Genomic DNA, 16381 nt, shown 5'->3' with positions numbered 1-16381 from the left:
TCCCGCGCGCACCGGCTGGTGCGCGCGCCGGCGGCAGGTCTTCGGACTCACGGGCAGACCGGTCGCTGACCGGTGGACCTACTGGCCGTCGCTTCCCGGACGCTGGGCGTCCAGTGCTCGTGACGGCGGTCGTTCCCGTTCACCGCTGCGGGGCAGTCCCGGATTCGCACCGGGTTCCCTCTTGCCTCGCCAGGTCACAGACCGCATGACCGGGCGAACCGTCGGCACTGACGAGCGTACGCGCACAGGCCGGTGAACGCCGCTGAACGCCGTACGGCGAGACGATTCGCACTTCATGACTCCGGACGAAAGAGCGGTTTCGCGTCGTTCTGGCGTTTCATCGGTGAACCGGCCGATTGTCTCGCGTTGTCAACCAGGGAAGGGTTTTCCGGCCTTCAACCTGTGGGGAGGGTCACGTCGGCATCGTGAGACCAGTGTTCAACTGGACTGGTTTTTTGGCTTACTCTGAAAGCACGCCCCCGCCACCGGAGTCGATGGGCCAGCGGGCCACCTCACCGCGCCTACGCACCGCCTGAAACCCAGGGAGTGATCGTGCCGAAACTCGTCTATGACTTCGCCGAAGGCAACAAGAGCATGAAACAGCTGCTCGGCGGGAAGGGGGCGAACCTGGCCGAGATGACCAATCTCGGCCTGCCGGTGCCGCCCGGCTTCACCATCACGGCCGACGCCTGCCGCGTGTACCTGGCCACCGGTACGGTGCCGCCGGAGCTGGCCGACGAGATCGACCACCACGTCGACCTGCTGCAGCAGACGATGGGCAAGAAGCTCGGCCAGGCCGACGACCCGCTGCTGGTCTCGGTCCGGTCCGGCGCGGCCGTGTCGATGCCCGGCATGATGGAGACCGTCCTGAACGTCGGCCTGAACGACGACTCGGTGAACGGCCTCGCCCACCACTCCGGCAACCCGCGGTTCGCCTGGGACGCCTACCGGCGGCTGATCCAGATGTTCGGCAAGACCGTGCTCGGCATGGAAGGCGACGTCTTCGAGGACGCGATCGAGGCGGCCAAACAGGCCAAGGGCACCCGCAACGACCTCGACCTGGACGCCGACGACCTGAAGGGCCTGGTCGAGACGTTCAAGCAGGCCGTGCACGACCACACCGGCCGCGAGTTCCCGCAGGACCCGCGGACCCAGATGGACCTCGCGATCGAGGCTGTCTTCGGCTCGTGGAACTCCGAGCGCGCGATCCTCTACCGCCGGCAGGAGCGGATCGCCACCGACCTCGGTACGGCGGTCAACATCTGCTCGATGGTGTTCGGCAACCTCGGCATGGACTCCGGCACCGGCGTAGCGTTCACCCGCGACCCCTCGACCGGCCAGCCCGGCGTGTACGGCGACTACCTGCAGAACGCGCAGGGGGAGGACGTGGTGGCCGGCATCCGGAACACGGTCCCGCTCGCGGACCTCGAGCAGATCGACAAGACGTCGTACGACGATCTGATGGCGATCATGGCGAAACTCGAGGGACACTACCGCGACCTGTGCGACATCGAGTTCACCGTCGAGCGCGGCAAGCTGTGGATGCTGCAGACCCGGGTCGGCAAGCGGACCGCGGCGGCGGCGTTCCGGATCGCGACCAGCCTGATCGACGAGGGCGTGATCGACACCGACGAGGCGCTGCGCCGGGTGAAGGGTGCGCAGCTCGCGCAGCTGATGTTCCCGCGGTTCGACGCGGACGCGGACAAGGACCTGATCACCAAGGCGATCGGCGCGTCGCCGGGCGCGGCCTCCGGCACGGTCGTGTTCACCTCCGCGGCCGCGGTCGAGGCGGCGGACAAGGGCGAGAAGGTGATCCTGGTCCGCCGCGAGACGAACCCGGACGACCTGCACGGCATGATCGCCGCGCAGGGCATCCTGACCAGCCGCGGCGGCAAGACCTCGCACGCGGCCGTGGTCGCCCGCGGCATGGGCAAGACCTGCGTCTGCGGCGCCGAGGAACTCGACGTGAATGTTGCCCAAGGCACCATCAAGGTCAACGGAACGGTGATCGAGGCCGGCGAGACGATCTCGATCGACGGCACCACCGGCGAGATCTTCCGCGGCGAGGTCCCGGTCGTCCCGTCGCCGGTCGTGCAGTACTTCGAGGGCTCCCTGTCCCCGGACGCCGGGGACGAACTCGTGGCGTCGGTGCACCGGTTGATCACCCACGCCGACGAGGTACGGCGGCTCGGCGTCCGGACCAATGCGGACACCGCGGACGACGCGGCCCGGGCGCGGCGCTTCGGCGCCGAGGGGATCGGGCTGTGCCGGACCGAGCACATGTTCCTGGGGGAGCGGCGCGAGTCGGTCGAGCGGTTGATCCTGGCGGACAACGACGCCGATCTCGAGGCGGCGCTCACGGAGCTCGAGCCGCTGCAGCGTGGCGACTTCCTCGAATTGCTGGCCGCGATGGACGGGCAGCCGGTGACGATCCGGTTGATCGACCCGCCGTTGCACGAGTTCCTGCCGTCGATGGAGGAGCTCGCGGTGAAGGTCGCGCTGGCGCGCGAGCGTGGTGAGGAGCTCGGGCACGACGCCGCGCTGCTGACCGCGGTCGAGCGGCTGCACGAGGAGAACCCGATGCTCGGCCTGCGCGGGGTCCGGCTCGGCCTGGTCGTCCCGGGCCTGTTCGCGATGCAGGTGCGGGCGATCGCGTCCGCGGCGATGGAACTGCGGGCGCAGGGCAAGGACCCGCGGCCGGAGATCATGATCCCGCTGGTCGGCGCGGTCCAGGAGCTGCATCTGGTCCGGGACGAGGTCGAGCGCGTGCTCGCCGACGTCGGTGTCGACTGGAGCATCCCGATCGGCACGATGATCGAGCTGCCGCGGGCCGCGGTGATCGCGGACCAGATCGCCGAGGCGGCCGACTTCTTCTCGTTCGGGACGAACGACCTGACCCAGACCACCTGGGGCTTCAGCCGCGACGACGTCGAGGGCGCATTCTTCTCCCGCTACCTGGAGAAGGGCATCTTCGCGGTGTCGCCGTTCGAGTCGATCGACCGCGAGGGCGTCGGCGCGCTGGTTCGCACCGGTGTCGACCGCGGCCGCGCCAGCAAGCCCGACCTCAAGCTCGGCATCTGCGGCGAACACGGCGGAGACCCGGACAGCATCCACTTCTTCCACGAGGTGGGCCTGGACTACGTCTCCTGCTCCCCGTTCCGCATCCCGGTCGCCCGCCTCGAGGCCGGCCGCGCAGCCCTCGACTGACCGCCGGCGCCCGGCTCTACCCTTCGGGGTGGAGCCGGGGCGGGCCTTGACAACAGGTTGGCGTGACCGTCTGTATGAGTGGATCGGCACTCTTGTCGACGTGTCGGGCGGGTCGATCACGAAGCGTTACCCGACTGAACTGTCTGCAGTAATTTCCTTAACCAACCCCTTGCGTAAGCGCTCTCCGGCTGGTGAGAATAACCGGGCGGGAAGGGCGATCACTCGTCGACTTTCGGGTCTGACCTGAACCAGCCGCTGTGGCGGCTCGTGACTCCCTTCCCGCACCAAATCCTTTGTTTTCAAGGTCGTTGTAGGGTTTCCGCATGGCCCTCTATGTCGTGCAGTTGCGCTTCGACCCTGCCGAGTTCGACCGCCGGATGGAGGTCCGTCCGGCCCACCGCGAGTACCTCACCGAGCTGAAGGCGGCCGGCAAGCTCGTCGCCGCCGGACCCTTCACCGATCAGACCGGCGCCCTCCTCGTGTACGACGTCGCCGACGAAGCCGAGCTCCGCGACATCCTCGCGAAGGACCCCTACACCCCGGCCGGCATCTACGAGCTGGCGACCCTCGCGGAGTGGCAGCCGCTCTTCCCGATCAGCTGAGGCGTCAGACGTCGGCGGCTTCCAGGTCCAGGTGGTCGACGTAGGCCCACAGCCAGACGAGTGGCGCGAGGACCAGTTCCGGTTCGCCGTCTTCGTCGGCGATGAAGATCATCGACGCCTCGCCGTTGGAGATGTCCTCGATCACCGCGTCGCAGGTCTCGAGCGCGACCTCGAACGGCAGCAGCGGCGGCCCGTTCTCCCAGCGTGGCTGGGGGAGTGGGAGCACCGGCGCCTCGTCGGTCCCGTCCAGCTCGACCGATACCTTCTGCAGTTCCTCGTAGAGGTCGAAGGTGATGAGTCCGGCGAGCGGACGGCCGTCGAGGCCGATCAGGTACGGGTCGTCGCCGCCCGCACGGTAGTTGTCCCGCAGATCCGGCAGCGCGGCCTTCAGATCCGAGGCTTCGAGGTACGGCGCTTCCGCGGGCTCCTCCTCTTCGACCTCGGTCAGCCCGCTGCGCATCTGGTCGAACTGATGCAGCAGCCCGTTCAGCTCGTCGTACGCCCCACCGCCCGGAGCCTTCTGCGCGCGCGCCTCCAGGTCCCGCAGGTGGTCGATCAGGTCGTCCTCGAAGTGCAGCTCGTACCGCGGCAGGCCGGGCTCGCGGCCGGCGTTGAGCTGCGCGACCAGCTGGGTCGACACCGGCCCGAGTCGCTCGGCCAGCACCTCCAGCGGCGTGGTCGGCTTCTCCTCGTCGTCGTGCGCGCAGGAGTCGTCGTCGCCCTTGCCTCCGCCCTCCATCGCGACCAGCACCTGGAACGCCGGGAACGCAACCAGCGCCGCGGTCGCCATCATCCCGTCGCCGATCAGCATCAGCGGGTTCCCACCGGCTTCGGTCCGGCGCAGGTGATCGGGCATCAGTACGGCGGCCTGCTCGACGTTCACCTGACTCGCCAGCGAGGACAGCCCGTGGTCGCTGTCGACTCCGAGCAGCTCGACGAGTCGCTCGGAGCTCATGTCGAAGTTCGAGCGGAGGTAGTACCGCAGCCAGCCGGCGTCGACCGGGCTGGACAGCAGTTCGGCGACCCGGGCCCGGAAGTCGGCCAGGTCCGCGATCGCGAGCACCACCAGCACCGGCTGCTCGCCGTCGCCGATCACCAGCGGCCGGGTGTCACCGTTCTGGAACCCGTCGATCACCTGGTGCAGGCTGTCGGCCGCAGCCTCGAGCGGCCAGGACTCCGCCTCGAACTCGTTCACCACCGCGGCGGAGGTGTCGTCGGGCATCTGCTGGTCCTCTCCGAGTGGCGGCGGGAGTTGGAGTAACTGTAGGCGGCGGCTGGTTCGACGGACGGTGAGGGGTCGACCGGGGTCCGGTGTGCGGGCCGACGTGACATTGGCTACGCTGGCACCGGCGGGTCGATGCAGAGGTATCTCACATGTGAGATAAGGTCCGGCGCATGACCGATGACTACCTGAGCCGGATCGGAAACCTCATCCGGGACGCCCGCAAGCACCGCGGCTGGACACAGACGCAACTCGCGGAAGTACTGAACACCAGCCAGAGTGCGGTGAACAGGATCGAAAAGGGTCATCAGAACCTCACCCTCGAGATGCTCGCCCGGATCGGCGAAGCACTCGACTCCGAAATTGTCTCTCTCGGTGGGGGTCCGGTCCACCTCCGTGTCGTCGGCGGCCTGCGGTTGTCCGGATCGATCGACGTGAAGTCCAGCAAGAACGCCGGGGTCGCGCTGCTCTGCGCCAGCCTGCTGAACAAGGGCCGCACCACCCTGCGCAAGGTCGCGCGGATCGAAGAGGTCAACCGGCTGCTCGAGGTGCTGAACTCGATCGGCGTCCGGACCACCTGGCTGAACGACGCCGGCGACCTGGAGATCGTCCCGCCGGCCCACCTCGACCTGGGCGCGATGGACGCCGAGGCCGCGCGCCGGACCCGCTCGATCATCATGTTCCTCGGCCCGCTGCTGCACCGCGAGGACACCTTCCAGTTGCCGTACGCCGGTGGCTGCGACCTGGGCACGCGGACCGTTGAGCCGCACATGGCCGCGCTGCGGCCGTTCGGCCTCGAGGTGAAGGCGACCGGTGGTGAGTACCACGCCGTGGTGAACCGGGCGATCACCCCGGGCAAGCCGATCGTGCTGACCGAGCGCGGCGACACCGTGACCGAGAACGCGATCATGGCCGCGGCCCGGTACGACGGCGTCACGGTGATCCGCAATGCGAGCTCGAACTACATGGTCCAGGACCTGTGCTTCTACCTCGATCTGCTCGGCGTGCAGATCGACGGCATCGGCACCACCACGCTGACCGTGCACGGCAAGGCCGAGATCGACGTGGACGTCGACTATGCGCCGTCCGAGGACCCGATCGAGGCGATGAGCCTGCTCACCGCGGCGATCGTGACCGGCTCGGAGATCACCATCCGGCGGGCGCCGGTCGAGTTCCTCGAGATCGAGCTCGCGCTGCTGGAGGAGATGGGGCTCGACTACAGCCGCAGCGCCGAGTACCTGGCCGAGAACGGCCGGACCCGGCTGGTCGACCTGACCACCCGGCCGTCCAAGCTGCACGCGCCGATCGACAAGATCCACCCGATGCCGTTCCCCGGCCTGAACATCGACAACCTGCCGTTCTTCGCGGTGATCGCGGCGAAGGCGACCGGGCAGACGCTGATCCACGACTGGGTCTACGAGAACCGCGCGATCTACCTGACCGACCTGAACAAGCTCGGCGGCCGGGTCAAGCTGCTCGACCCGCACCGGGTGATGGTCGAGGGCCCGACGCACTTCTCCGGCACCGAGATGATGTGCCCGCCGGCGCTCCGCCCGGCCGTGGTCACGCTGATCGCGATGATGGCCGCGAAGGGTACGTCGGTCCTGCGCAGCGTGTACGTGATCAACCGCGGCTACGAGGACCTGGCCACCCGGCTGAACTCGCTAGGCGCCCAGATCGAGACGTTCAGGGACATCTGAGTTCTGCAGGCTTTGGTCTTGAAGGAAGGCGACGGCCTCGGTGATCACCTCCGGATCGATCATGATCCGGCGGTGACCGAGGCCGCTCGTCGCCAGGAAGTGGGCCCGCGGGCCGTAGGCCCGCAGCAGCACCCGGGCTTGCCGGGGGTCCACCACGTCGTCCTCGTCGTTGTGGATCACGAGTAGGTCGACGTCGCCGGTGGCCACCGAGAATCTGGTCCAGATCTGGTCGTCGCCGTCGAAGTAGCGGCGCTCGATCCGCCGCCGGAGCTCCTTGTTGACCTTCGGGCCCAGTCCGAGCTCATGGCAGAACGCGTCGGCCAGGTAGCCGAAGTCGGCGACACCGCTGATCATCACCAGCCGCTTGGCGGCCACCCCCTCGCGGACGGCGTACAGGGCGAACGGGACGCCGAGGGAGTGGGCGATCACGCCTTCGAACGGGCCGTGGCGCTCCTCCAGCCGGCGGATGATCCGCTGGTGGCCGAGGATCGAGACGATCGGCCCGGGGGAGTCGCCGTGACCGGGAGCGTCGTACGCGACCGGGCTGTAGCCGAGCTCGAGCAGCCTGGTGACGAAACCGGCGTACCGGGACGCGCGGGAGCGCCAGCCGTGCACGAGCAGGACCGGGCGGCGGCCGTCGCCCCACGCATAGCTGACAACCCCGTCGACGACCTCGACCCGCGCGGCCTCGTGGATCGTGCGTTCGGAGTCGCGGACCTGCCCGCGGGCCATCGGGCGGCGCCACAGCTCGAACGCCAGGCGTCCGGCCAGTCGGGGTGACAACGACCCGATCATCGGCAATCCGGTGCTGATCAGCTTCTTCATGACGCTCCTCGACTGGCAAACTATACGAACGGTCGTATTATTAGTTTGTCAGGGCCCGGACGTCAACAGGAATAGGATCGGTAGTCGTGGAGAAGGTCGACGGACGCTTGGTGCGGGGTGATCAGACCCGCCGCGCGGTGCTGCGGCGGTCGGTCGACATCGCCTCGGTCGACGGGCTCGAGGGACTGTCGATCGGGCGGCTCGCGACCGAGCTGGGGATCAGCAAGAGCGGCCTGTTCGCGCACTTCGGCTCCAAGGAGGAGTTGCAGCTCGCGACGATCCGGGCGGCCCGCCGGATCTACGCCGACAACGTGGTGACACCGGCCTTCGAAGTCGAGCCAGGCCTCGGGCGGGTCTGGGCGTTGAGCGAGCACTGGCTCGACTACTCCAAACGTCGGGTGTTCCCGGGCGGCTGCTTCTTCCAGAAGGTCTCCCACGAGTACGCCGCCCGCACCGGGGCCGTCCACGACGCACTCCTCGCTGTCCACTGGGAGTGGATGGGGCTGATGGAGGACGCCGTCCAGGCAGCCGTCGACAACGGTGAGCTGGAGGCCGACGCCAAGCAGTTGGCCTTCGAGCTGAACGCGTACTACGAGGCCGCCAACCTCGCGTCGATCCTGCACGACGACGGTGGCGCGGCGTACGAATCGGCTCGTCAGGCCATCCGCTCCCGGCTGGAGTCGACCGCCACCGCGGGGACGCCGCTGCCCAGGTGAGTCGGGAGATCGCGACAACGGCGCATCGGTGAGCAGAACAGCACCGGCCGGCGAGCAGAGAGCCTCTGCAAGCTATTTCGGTAACTGTCGGTGGCCGCCCGTAGCTTGTGGCGCATGCGGCCTCATGTGGTGGCTCAGCTGGCGGTCTCGCTGGACGGGGTGACGTCGGGATTCGACGTCGACCTCGCGCGGTTCTACGCGCTCGCGACCTTGTGGCAGGAGGACGTCACGCTGGTCGGCGCGGACACGATCCTCGCGCAGGAGACCGCCGTACGGGCCGGTGCCCGGCCGGGTCCGCGGGCGGATGGCCCGCTGCTCGCGGTCGTCGACAGCCGGGCGCGGGTCCGGGAGTGGGAGGCGCTACGGCAGCTTGGCTACTGGTCCGACGTCCTCGCCCTGTACGCCGATCAGACGCCCGCGCGACCGCCGGACGCGACGACCCGCGAGCTCGTCACCGGGTACGAGCAGGTCGACCTGGCCGAGGCGCTCGACGTCCTCGGCGACCGCGGCGTCCAGACGGTCCGCGTCGACTCCGACGGCGCGCTCGTCAACGCGCTTCTCGACCTCGGCCTGCTCGACGAGCTCGCTCTCCTGGTGCATCCCGTGCTCATCGGGATCGGCCGCCCCTGGTGTGACACGGGCCGGCTGCCGCTGCGCCACGCCGACACCGAGGTCTTCGAAGGAGGCGTTGTCTGGCTTCGCTACTGCGTCTCGACGTGAAGACCGCTCTGGCGATCCACGCCCCTCAGGTGAGGTCGTCAGAGCGGCCGGCTTCGAGGCGTGACCACTGAGAGATGGGACGGCCGTCGGCGGTCAACCCGCCGACCTCCCACGGTTGTGGCCAGCCGGCGGGGGAGTCTTCGTGTGCCTCCTGGCGTCCGTACACGGTGAGGTCCATCAGCGAGTAGCTGTTGTCCATCGCCTCGACGCCGCGGATCGTGGTCCACCAGGTCTCGAACACGCGGTCGTCGTCGCGGACGTAACACACGATGTGCATCATGTTGGTCTTCCGCCCGACCAGGAGTTCATCGAGGGAGTCCTCGGCCGAGTACCACGGCATCAGCCAGCCCATGAAGTCGCGGTAGCGGACACTTTCGGCGTACGGCCCCTGGCAGAAGACGGCGTACGTGATGTCGCGGGAGTGCAGGTAGGACAGTTCTCCGATGTTGCCGTTGCACCAGGTGCAGCCCTGGCACTGCTCGGCCGCGGGCTGGCCGGGGTGCCACATGAAGTAGTACGCGATGAGCTGCTTGCGCCCTTCGAAGGCGTCGAGCAGCGTGAGCGGTCCGTTGGGTCCGGTCAGCGTGAGGCCGGCATCCACCTCGACCATGGGCAGTCGCCGCCGGGCCGCCGCGATCGCGTCGCCCTCGTGGGTGTGCGCCTTCTCGCGGATCCGCAGTGCGTCCACCTCTGCCTGGTAGGCGTCGCGATCGACGACCGGAGGCAGGCCGGCGGTTGTGCTGTCCATCATGGCTCGTCCCGTCGTTTGCCTTTGTGTCCTTCAAGTTCCCACCCTTCGCAGTCGCATGCATGCCGTCGGTTGTTCACCGAACTGTCGGTGCCGGCCGCTACTGTGAGCAGTGATGAGGAAGCAGCATGAGTGGTACGACGAGCATGACGCCGAGCGATGGGTCGCCGAGCCGGTCAAGCGGCCGGGGCGGACCGCGTTCGCGCGTGATCGTGCGCGCGTACTGCACAGCGCGGCCTTGCGGCGGCTGGCGGCCAAGACGCAGGTCGTGACGGCCGGTAGCGACGACTTCGTCCGCAACCGGCTGACCCACAGCCTCGAGGTCGCGCAGATCGGCCGCGAACTGGCCGCGACCATCGGGTGCGATCCGGACATCGTGGACGCGGCCTGTCTGTCCCACGACCTCGGTCATCCGCCGTTCGGGCACAACGGTGAGCGGGCGCTCGACCAGCTCGCCGCGGACATCGGCGGCTTCGAGGGGAACGCACAGACCCTGCGCCTGTTGACCCGGCTGGAGTCCAAGACCTTCGATGCGGACGGCCGCAGCGTCGGCCTCAATCTCAGCCGCGCCACCCTCGACGCCGCCACCAAGTACCCGTGGCCCCGGCGCCCGGGCGAGCGCAAGTTCGGGGTGTACGACGACGATCTCGCGGTCTTCACGTGGTTGCGCCAGGGCGTCGGCGAGCGGCGCTGCCTGGAGGCGCAGGTGATGGACTTCGCCGACGACGTCGCCTACTCGGTGCACGACGTCGAGGACGGGATCGTTGCCCACCACATCGATCTCGCCGCGGTCGACGCGGACCGCGCGCCGTACTGGGAGATCGTCCGCCGGCTGTACTTGCCGGAGGCAACCGATGCCGAGCTGGACGAGGGCTGGCAGCGGCTGACCTCGCTGAACTACTGGCCGGGTGGGCCGTTCGACGACAGCCGGCGGGCGCTCGGTGGGCTGAAGGATCTGACCAGCCAGTTGATCGGCCGCTTCGCGACCGCGGCCGAGCAGGCGACGCATGCGGTCTTCGGGCGATCGCGGCTGATCCGCTACGAGGCGGATCTGGTGATCCCCGACGGTGTCCGCGTCGAGATCGGACTGCTCAAGGGTGTCGGGATGTTCCATGTGCTCAACTCATCCGAACGCCAGGCCCGCCGGGCCTCCCAGCGTCAGTTGCTGACAGACCTCGTCGAAGCCCTGTGGAAGACGGCGCCACGTCATCTGGACGCCGCCTTCCGAGCTGACTTCGCGGACGCGGCCGACGACAACGCCCGCCTCCGCGTCATCGTCGACCAGGTCGCCTCCCTCACCGACCCCTCAGCCCAGGCCTGGCACGCGCAGTTGGTCAGCCGACCGAGCTGAACGGGAGGTCGAGCCCGAGCTTGGCGTGGATCGGCTTGTTCGTCAGGCGGATCCGGTCGAGTTCGGTGGTCGACAGTGCGCGGCGGTAGACGCGGACCTCGTCGACTGTGCCTTGGAAGCGGTTGGCGCCGTCGACTCGCTGTCCGACCTGGATGCCCTGGACACCGAATTCCTTGCCCGCCGTGACCGACCCGGGCGGTGCGGTCGCCGAGTTCACCTCGACGCCATCGACCAGCAGCTTCAACTTTCCCTCGGCGCGTTGCAGCACCACGTGGTGCCATTGGTCGTCGTTGTACGCCGACGTCGACTGCACCGTGATGTTGAAGCGGTCGACCGCGAGGAGCGCCCGGATCCGGTGGCTCTCCGGCTCGGCGCGCAACCAGACCTGAGGCGTCGTACCCGAACCGGTCCGATACGCCCAGAGGATCGCATGGGAGCCGGTGGTCGCGCCGTACTTGATCCAGGTCATCAGCGTGAAGTCGTCGGCCCCGAGGTCGATCGACCGGTCGAACGGGACCTCGACACGGTCGTCCACCCCGTCGAGCGCGAGCCCGGTCCCGAACTTGCCGGGGGCAACAGTCGATCCGCCCCGCACGTACGCCGGGTTGTGCGCGGGACCGGTGTCAGGTGTCAGCGGGCCGGGCGCGGGCGGTCCGGGAATGCCCGGCGGAGTCCCGTTCGGCGTCGCCAGGTAGGCCTCGTTGAACCGCGCGTACCGGATCGTCTCGTACGGAGTGGCGACGCCCGCCTCGTAGAGCAGGCCGGCTTGATCGCCGTCGAGCCGGAGCATGTCGGAGTACGCCGTCGGTCCCCAGTAGAAGACCTTGCCCTGTTGCCAGGTGCCCCAGCTCCGCGCCTCGTCGTACGACGAGCGGACCGTCATCACCTCGCGCGCCGCCGGATGGGCCGGCGCGGAGAACAGGATCCGGTTGCGCCGATCGCCTTCGTTGCGGGCGCTGAAACGGGCACAAGACTCCAGGGGACATAGGACGTATGATGTCCTGCGTCACGGTAATGAGTCGGCGACAGCGCGACAAGGCCTCGAGCACTACAGTCGGAGGCATGACTGATGCAGACCAGCAGCCCATTGTCATCGTCGGTGCGAGCCTCGCGGGTGCGACCGCGGCGGCGACGCTTCGAGCCGAAGGGTGGAGCGGCGGCATCGTCCTGATCGGCAGCGAGACCTCACTGCCGTACGAGCGACCCCCGCTGTCCAAGGGGGTGCTCCTCGGCAAGGATCAGCCCGAAGTGGCTCAGCTGCACGACCAGCAGTGGTACGACGACAACAACATCGAACTGCGTCTCGGGAAGACCGTCACCGCGATCGACCCCAAGGCCCATTCCGTCACCGTGGACGACGGTTCGCAGGTGTCCTACGGCAAGCTGCTGATCGCGACCGGCAGCCGGGTCCGGCGGATCGACGTACCGGGGGCCGACCTTCCAGGCGTCCACTACCTGCGGACGGCCGAGGAAGCCCAGTCGCTGACCGACGCGTACGCCGCCAAGCCGCGGGTGGTCGTGGTCGGCGCGGGCTGGATCGGGCTGGAGTCGGCGTCGGCCGCCCGCGAACGCGGGTGCGAGGTCACCGTCGTCGAACCGCAGTCGACCGCACTGGCCGCCGTACTCGGGGAAGAGATCGGCGAGCTGTTCGCCGAGTTCCACCGGCAGCACGGGGTCCAGTTCCGGTTCGGCACCGGAGTCGAAGGATTCGAGGGCACCGACAAGGTGACGGGCGTGCGGGTCACGGGTGGCGAGGTGATTCCGGCGGACCTGGTGGTTGTCGGCGTCGGCGTCCAGCCGAACATCGAACTCGCCGCGGACGCCGGCATCGAGGTCGCAACACGGGAGAACGGCTCGGGCATCGTCACCGGTGCGGATCTGCGCACGTCGGCCGAGGACGTGTACGCCGCCGGCGACGTGGTGCGCTGGGCTCACCCGCTGTTCGGGCGGCCGGTCCGGGTCGAGCACTGGCAGAACGCAAAGGACACCGGCAAGTCGGCCGCCAAGGCGATGCTCGGTCAGGACGTCGCGCACGACGCGATCCCGTTCTTCTTCACCGACCAGTTCGACCTGGGCATGGAGTATGCCGGCGACGTTCCGCGCGGGACGTCGTACCAGGTGGTGCTGCGCGGCGACCCGAAGTCCGGCGCCTATGTCGCGTTCTGGCTGGACGACGACCGGCACGTGCTGGCCGGGATGCACGTCAACACGTGGGGCGCGACCGACACCATCCAGGAGCTGATCCGCGCCGGCAAGCAGGTCGACCCGGCCCGCCTGGCCGACACCTCGGTCGAACTGTCCGAGGTCTAGAGCGGGTAGACGACGTACGCGAAGCGGGTGCTGTCCGGCGACCAGCTCGGCACGTTCATCGTGCCCTGGCCGCCGAACAGCGTCGCGAGCTCCCGGATCTCGCCGTCGGCGGTGAGCAGCCGGAGGCGTACGTCGTCGATGTCCGCCGGATGCCCTTCGGTTCCGTGCGGGAAGCTCACGTAGGCGATCGCCGATCCGTCCGGTGCCGGGTGCGGGAACCAGTTGACCCGCTCGTCGAACGTCAACTGCTCGGCTTCGCCACCGCCGGCCGGGATCCGGAACAACTGCGCGTGCCCGGCTCGCTCGGAGTTGAAGTAGATCCACTGCCCGTCCGGGCTGTACTCCGACCCGTCGTCCGCGTGCTCGTCGTCGGTGACCTGTACGTCGTCCCCACCGGCGGCCGGGATCGTCCACACGTTGGTGATCCGGCGACCGTCGACATGCTCCAACCCGATGTACGCCAGTGTGGTGCCGTCCGGCGAGACCCCGTGCAGGTAGTGGTGGTAGCCCGGTCCGCGGTCGTTGGTCACGCGTCGAGGCGTGCCGTCGTCGAGCGAGACGGCGTACAGATGGCCGTCATCGGCCGACACGTAGACCGTGCTGCCGTCCGGACTGACCACGTGATCGTTGTTGATCGCCAGCACCCCGCCGAGGTCGATCTCCTCGAGCCCGTCGCCGACCCGGAACAGCCCACCGTCACCGTTGACCAGGAGGTCGCCGGAAGGCGTCCAGTTGGGCGCCTCGAACAGCACGGTGGACGAGCTGTACACCAGCCGGCTCTCGCCGGTGCCCACCTCCACGACGTAGAGCTCGGACCGTTGACCAGGACGAAGAGTTCGCGGCACGGCATCCAGGTTAAGTCCACCGCCGCGGCGTCGTAGACTCGCGGGGTGGCAGGCCGGATCAAGGACGAGGACATCGCGCTGGTGCGCGAGCGGGCCCGGATCGACGACATCGTCGGCTCGTACGTGACCTTGAAGAACGCCGGCGGTGGTTCGCTCAAGGGACTGTGCCCGTTCCACGACGAGAAGTCGCCGTCGTTCAACGTCACCCCGGCGCGCGGATTCTTCTACTGCTTCGGCTGCCAAGAGGGCGGCGACGTGATCGACTTCATCCAGAAGATCGATCAGATCACCTTCCACGAGGCGGTCGAGACGCTGGCCGCGAAGGTCGGCATCCAGCTGCGGTACGACGAGTCCGGCGCGCCGATCCAGCGCGGTCCGGGCAACCAGCGTCCCCGGTTGGTCGAAGCGCACAAGGTCGCCGCGGAGTACTACGTCGAGCAGCTCTTCGGCGCCGCCGACGCGTCGCTCGGCCGGCAGTTCCTGGACAAGCGCGGCTTCGACAAGGACGCCGCTGTCCACTTCGGTGTCGGGTTCGCGCCGCGTGGTGGCGAGGCGCTGACCAACCACCTGCGCGGCCGCGGCTTCGCGAATGCCGAGCTGGTCGCGTCCGGTCTGTCCGCCGAGGGGCAGCGTGGACTGTACGACCGGTTTCGCGGCCGGCTGATGTGGCCGATCCGGGACGCGTCCGCGGACGTGATCGGGTTCGGCGCCCGCCGGCTGTTCGACGACGACCGGATCGAAGCGAAGTACCTGAACACCCCCGAGACCCCGATCTACAAGAAGTCCAAGGTCCTGTACGGCGTCGACGTCGCCCGCCGCGAGATCGCGAAGGGCCGGCAGGCCGTGGTCGTCGAGGGCTACACCGACGTGATGGCCTGTCACCTGGCCGGGGTGCAGACGGCGGTCGCGACCTGTGGGACGTCGTTCGGCGAGGATCACGCGCGGGTGCTGCGGCAACTGCTGCTCGACCACGACCAGTTCCGCGGCGAGGTGATCTTCACCTTCGACGGTGACGAGGCCGGCCAGCGGGCGGCGCTGAAGGCGTTCGCGGGTGACCAGGCGTTCGCATCACAGACGTACGTCGCGGTCGAGCCGGACGGCCTGGACCCGTGCGATCTGCGGTTGCAGAAGGGCGACGCGGCGGTCCGTGAGCTGATCGGCCGGCGCGTGCCGCTGTACCGCTTCGTGCTCACCAACGTGCTGTCGAAGTACGACCTGGATCGTGCGGACACACGGATCGACGCGCTGCGCGAGGCGGCCCGGCTGGTGATCAGCATCCGCGACCGGTCGAAGGTCGACGCCTTCACCCGCGAACTGGCCGGGCAGCTCGGCATGGAGGTCGACCAGGTCCGTTCTGAGGTCTATCGGGCGGCATCCCGGCCGGCCCCCGTGCCCGCACCTTCAAGTGATCGCGGGCCGGTCGTCGTACAGACCGAGACTCCGACCCCTCCGCCGCGTGTGGACATCCCGTCGCCGCGGGATCAGCGGTTCGTGATCGAGTGGGACGCGCTGAAGATCGCGATGCAGCATCCGCTGCTGGTCGGCGTCGCCTTCGACGAGCTCGACGACCACGACTTCACGCATCCCTGGCTGGCCGCGGTCCGCGCCGGGATGGCGAAGGCCGGTGGTCCGGCGGCCGCTCCTCCCGGTGAGGCGTGGGTGGTCGCCGTACGCGATGCCATCGGCAACGATCCGGCGGCCGCGGTGGTCAGCGCGCTGGCAGTGGATCCGTTGCGGCTGGGGCGTGAGCCCGACGAGCAGTACGCGCAAGCCTTGCTGGCCCGGTTGCAGGAGCTCACCTGCGCGCGGCGGATCCAGGACCTGAAGTCCAAGCTGCAGCGGACGAATCCGATCGACCGCGCCGACGACTACAACAAGATGTTCGGCGAGCTGATCGCGCTCGAGGCGTATCGCGCCGACCTCCGCAAGAAGGCCATCTCCGGCGCGCTCTAGTGTCCGGCCAGGTGTGACACGAGCCGGGCGGCTTGCTCGGCGTACCGTTCGGCGAAGTCCTTGGCGTCGGGATCCAGGCCGTGCGCACCGAACTCTGCCACCGCCGCGTCCAGCAACTGCCCGCGCTGCTGCCGGACGCCGTACGTCGTCGTGTCATCGAGACCGCGACGCATCCGGGTGAC

General features: G+C 68.6%; 14 protein-coding genes and 1 riboswitch. Of the genes, 8 read left to right on the top strand and 6 right to left on the bottom strand.

Features of this window, described 5'->3' with window-relative positions:
- Positions 1 to 15: 15 nt before the first annotated feature.
- Positions 16 to 238: riboswitch (cobalamin riboswitch) on the bottom strand.
- Positions 239 to 549: 311 nt separating this feature from the next.
- A complete protein-coding gene (ppdK, locus tag OG876_RS41680; protein WP_328527020.1) occupies positions 550 to 3207 on the top strand; it encodes a pyruvate, phosphate dikinase in 2658 nt (885 codons plus the stop codon).
- Positions 3208 to 3530: 323 nt separating this feature from the next.
- Entirely contained in the window at positions 3531 to 3809 is a 279-nt protein-coding gene (locus OG876_RS41675) for a YciI family protein (RefSeq protein WP_328522257.1), read from the top strand.
- Positions 3810 to 3813: 4 nt separating this feature from the next.
- Here OG876_RS41675 and OG876_RS41670 read toward each other — a convergent pair whose 3' ends face one another.
- A complete protein-coding gene (locus tag OG876_RS41670) occupies positions 3814 to 5031 on the bottom strand; it encodes a hypothetical protein (protein ID WP_328522256.1) in 1218 nt (405 codons plus the stop codon).
- Positions 5032 to 5204: 173 nt separating this feature from the next.
- Here OG876_RS41670 and OG876_RS41665 point away from each other — a divergent pair, with 173 nt between their 5' ends.
- The gene (locus tag OG876_RS41665; protein WP_328522255.1) at positions 5205 to 6731 is read left to right on the top strand and encodes a helix-turn-helix domain-containing protein; all 1527 of its coding nucleotides are present in this window, start codon (positions 5205 to 5207) and stop codon (positions 6729 to 6731) included.
- Here the strand turns inward: OG876_RS41665 and OG876_RS41660 are convergent.
- Complete coding sequence (locus tag OG876_RS41660; protein ID WP_328522254.1) at positions 6696 to 7556, bottom strand: alpha/beta hydrolase; 861 nt, start codon at positions 7554 to 7556, stop codon at positions 6696 to 6698. The two genes, OG876_RS41665 and OG876_RS41660, sit on opposite strands and share 36 nt — an antisense overlap.
- Before the next feature lie 86 nt (positions 7557 to 7642).
- Here OG876_RS41660 and OG876_RS41655 point away from each other — a divergent pair, with 86 nt between their 5' ends.
- Together OG876_RS41655 and OG876_RS41650 are read left to right on the top strand one after the other, a co-directional pair.
- Positions 7643 to 8272: a TetR/AcrR family transcriptional regulator gene (locus tag OG876_RS41655; protein WP_328522253.1), complete on the top strand. Its 630-nt coding sequence runs from the start codon at positions 7643 to 7645 to the stop codon at positions 8270 to 8272.
- A 114-nt stretch (positions 8273 to 8386) separates the two neighbouring features.
- A complete protein-coding gene (locus OG876_RS41650) occupies positions 8387 to 8992 on the top strand; it encodes a dihydrofolate reductase family protein (RefSeq protein WP_328522252.1) in 606 nt (201 codons plus the stop codon).
- Between the two features lie 25 nt (positions 8993 to 9017).
- On the opposite strand, the gene OG876_RS41645 is transcribed toward OG876_RS41650, so the two are convergent.
- On the bottom strand, positions 9018 to 9743 hold the full coding sequence (locus OG876_RS41645) for a DUF899 family protein (protein WP_328522251.1): 726 nt from the start codon (positions 9741 to 9743) through the stop codon (positions 9018 to 9020).
- A 112-nt stretch (positions 9744 to 9855) separates the two neighbouring features.
- Here OG876_RS41645 and OG876_RS41640 point away from each other — a divergent pair, with 112 nt between their 5' ends.
- Positions 9856 to 11091 (top strand): deoxyguanosinetriphosphate triphosphohydrolase, encoded by a 1236-nt coding sequence (locus tag OG876_RS41640; RefSeq protein WP_328522250.1) that lies wholly within the window; start codon positions 9856 to 9858, stop codon positions 11089 to 11091.
- Here the strand turns inward: OG876_RS41640 and OG876_RS41635 are convergent.
- Complete coding sequence (locus OG876_RS41635) at positions 11075 to 11974, bottom strand: LamG domain-containing protein (protein ID WP_328522249.1); 900 nt, start codon at positions 11972 to 11974, stop codon at positions 11075 to 11077. The two genes, OG876_RS41640 and OG876_RS41635, sit on opposite strands and share 17 nt — an antisense overlap.
- Positions 11975 to 12153: 179 nt before the next feature.
- Here OG876_RS41635 and OG876_RS41630 point away from each other — a divergent pair, with 179 nt between their 5' ends.
- Entirely contained in the window at positions 12154 to 13401 is a 1248-nt protein-coding gene (locus OG876_RS41630) for an NAD(P)/FAD-dependent oxidoreductase (protein WP_328522248.1), read from the top strand.
- Here the strand turns inward: OG876_RS41630 and OG876_RS41625 are convergent.
- Positions 13398 to 14246 (bottom strand): TolB family protein, encoded by an 849-nt coding sequence (locus OG876_RS41625; protein WP_328522247.1) that lies wholly within the window; start codon positions 14244 to 14246, stop codon positions 13398 to 13400. The genes OG876_RS41630 and OG876_RS41625 overlap by 4 nt on opposite strands.
- 45 nt (positions 14247 to 14291) lie before the next feature.
- Here OG876_RS41625 and dnaG point away from each other — a divergent pair, with 45 nt between their 5' ends.
- Entirely contained in the window at positions 14292 to 16199 is a 1908-nt protein-coding gene (dnaG, locus tag OG876_RS41620; protein WP_328522246.1) for a DNA primase, read from the top strand.
- Here dnaG and OG876_RS41615 read toward each other — a convergent pair.
- A complete protein-coding gene (locus tag OG876_RS41615) occupies positions 16196 to 16372 on the bottom strand; it encodes a hypothetical protein (RefSeq protein WP_328522245.1) in 177 nt (58 codons plus the stop codon). The genes dnaG and OG876_RS41615 overlap by 4 nt on opposite strands.
- Positions 16373 to 16381: the final 9 nt, after the last annotated feature.

The sequence above is a fragment of the Kribbella sp. NBC_00359 genome (assembly GCF_036097425.1).
In the GTDB taxonomy this organism is placed as follows: Bacteria; Actinomycetota; Actinomycetes; order Propionibacteriales; family Kribbellaceae; genus Kribbella.
The sequence above is the reverse complement of the archived record's forward strand: the minus strand, read 5'-3'. Positions and strand labels throughout refer to the sequence as shown.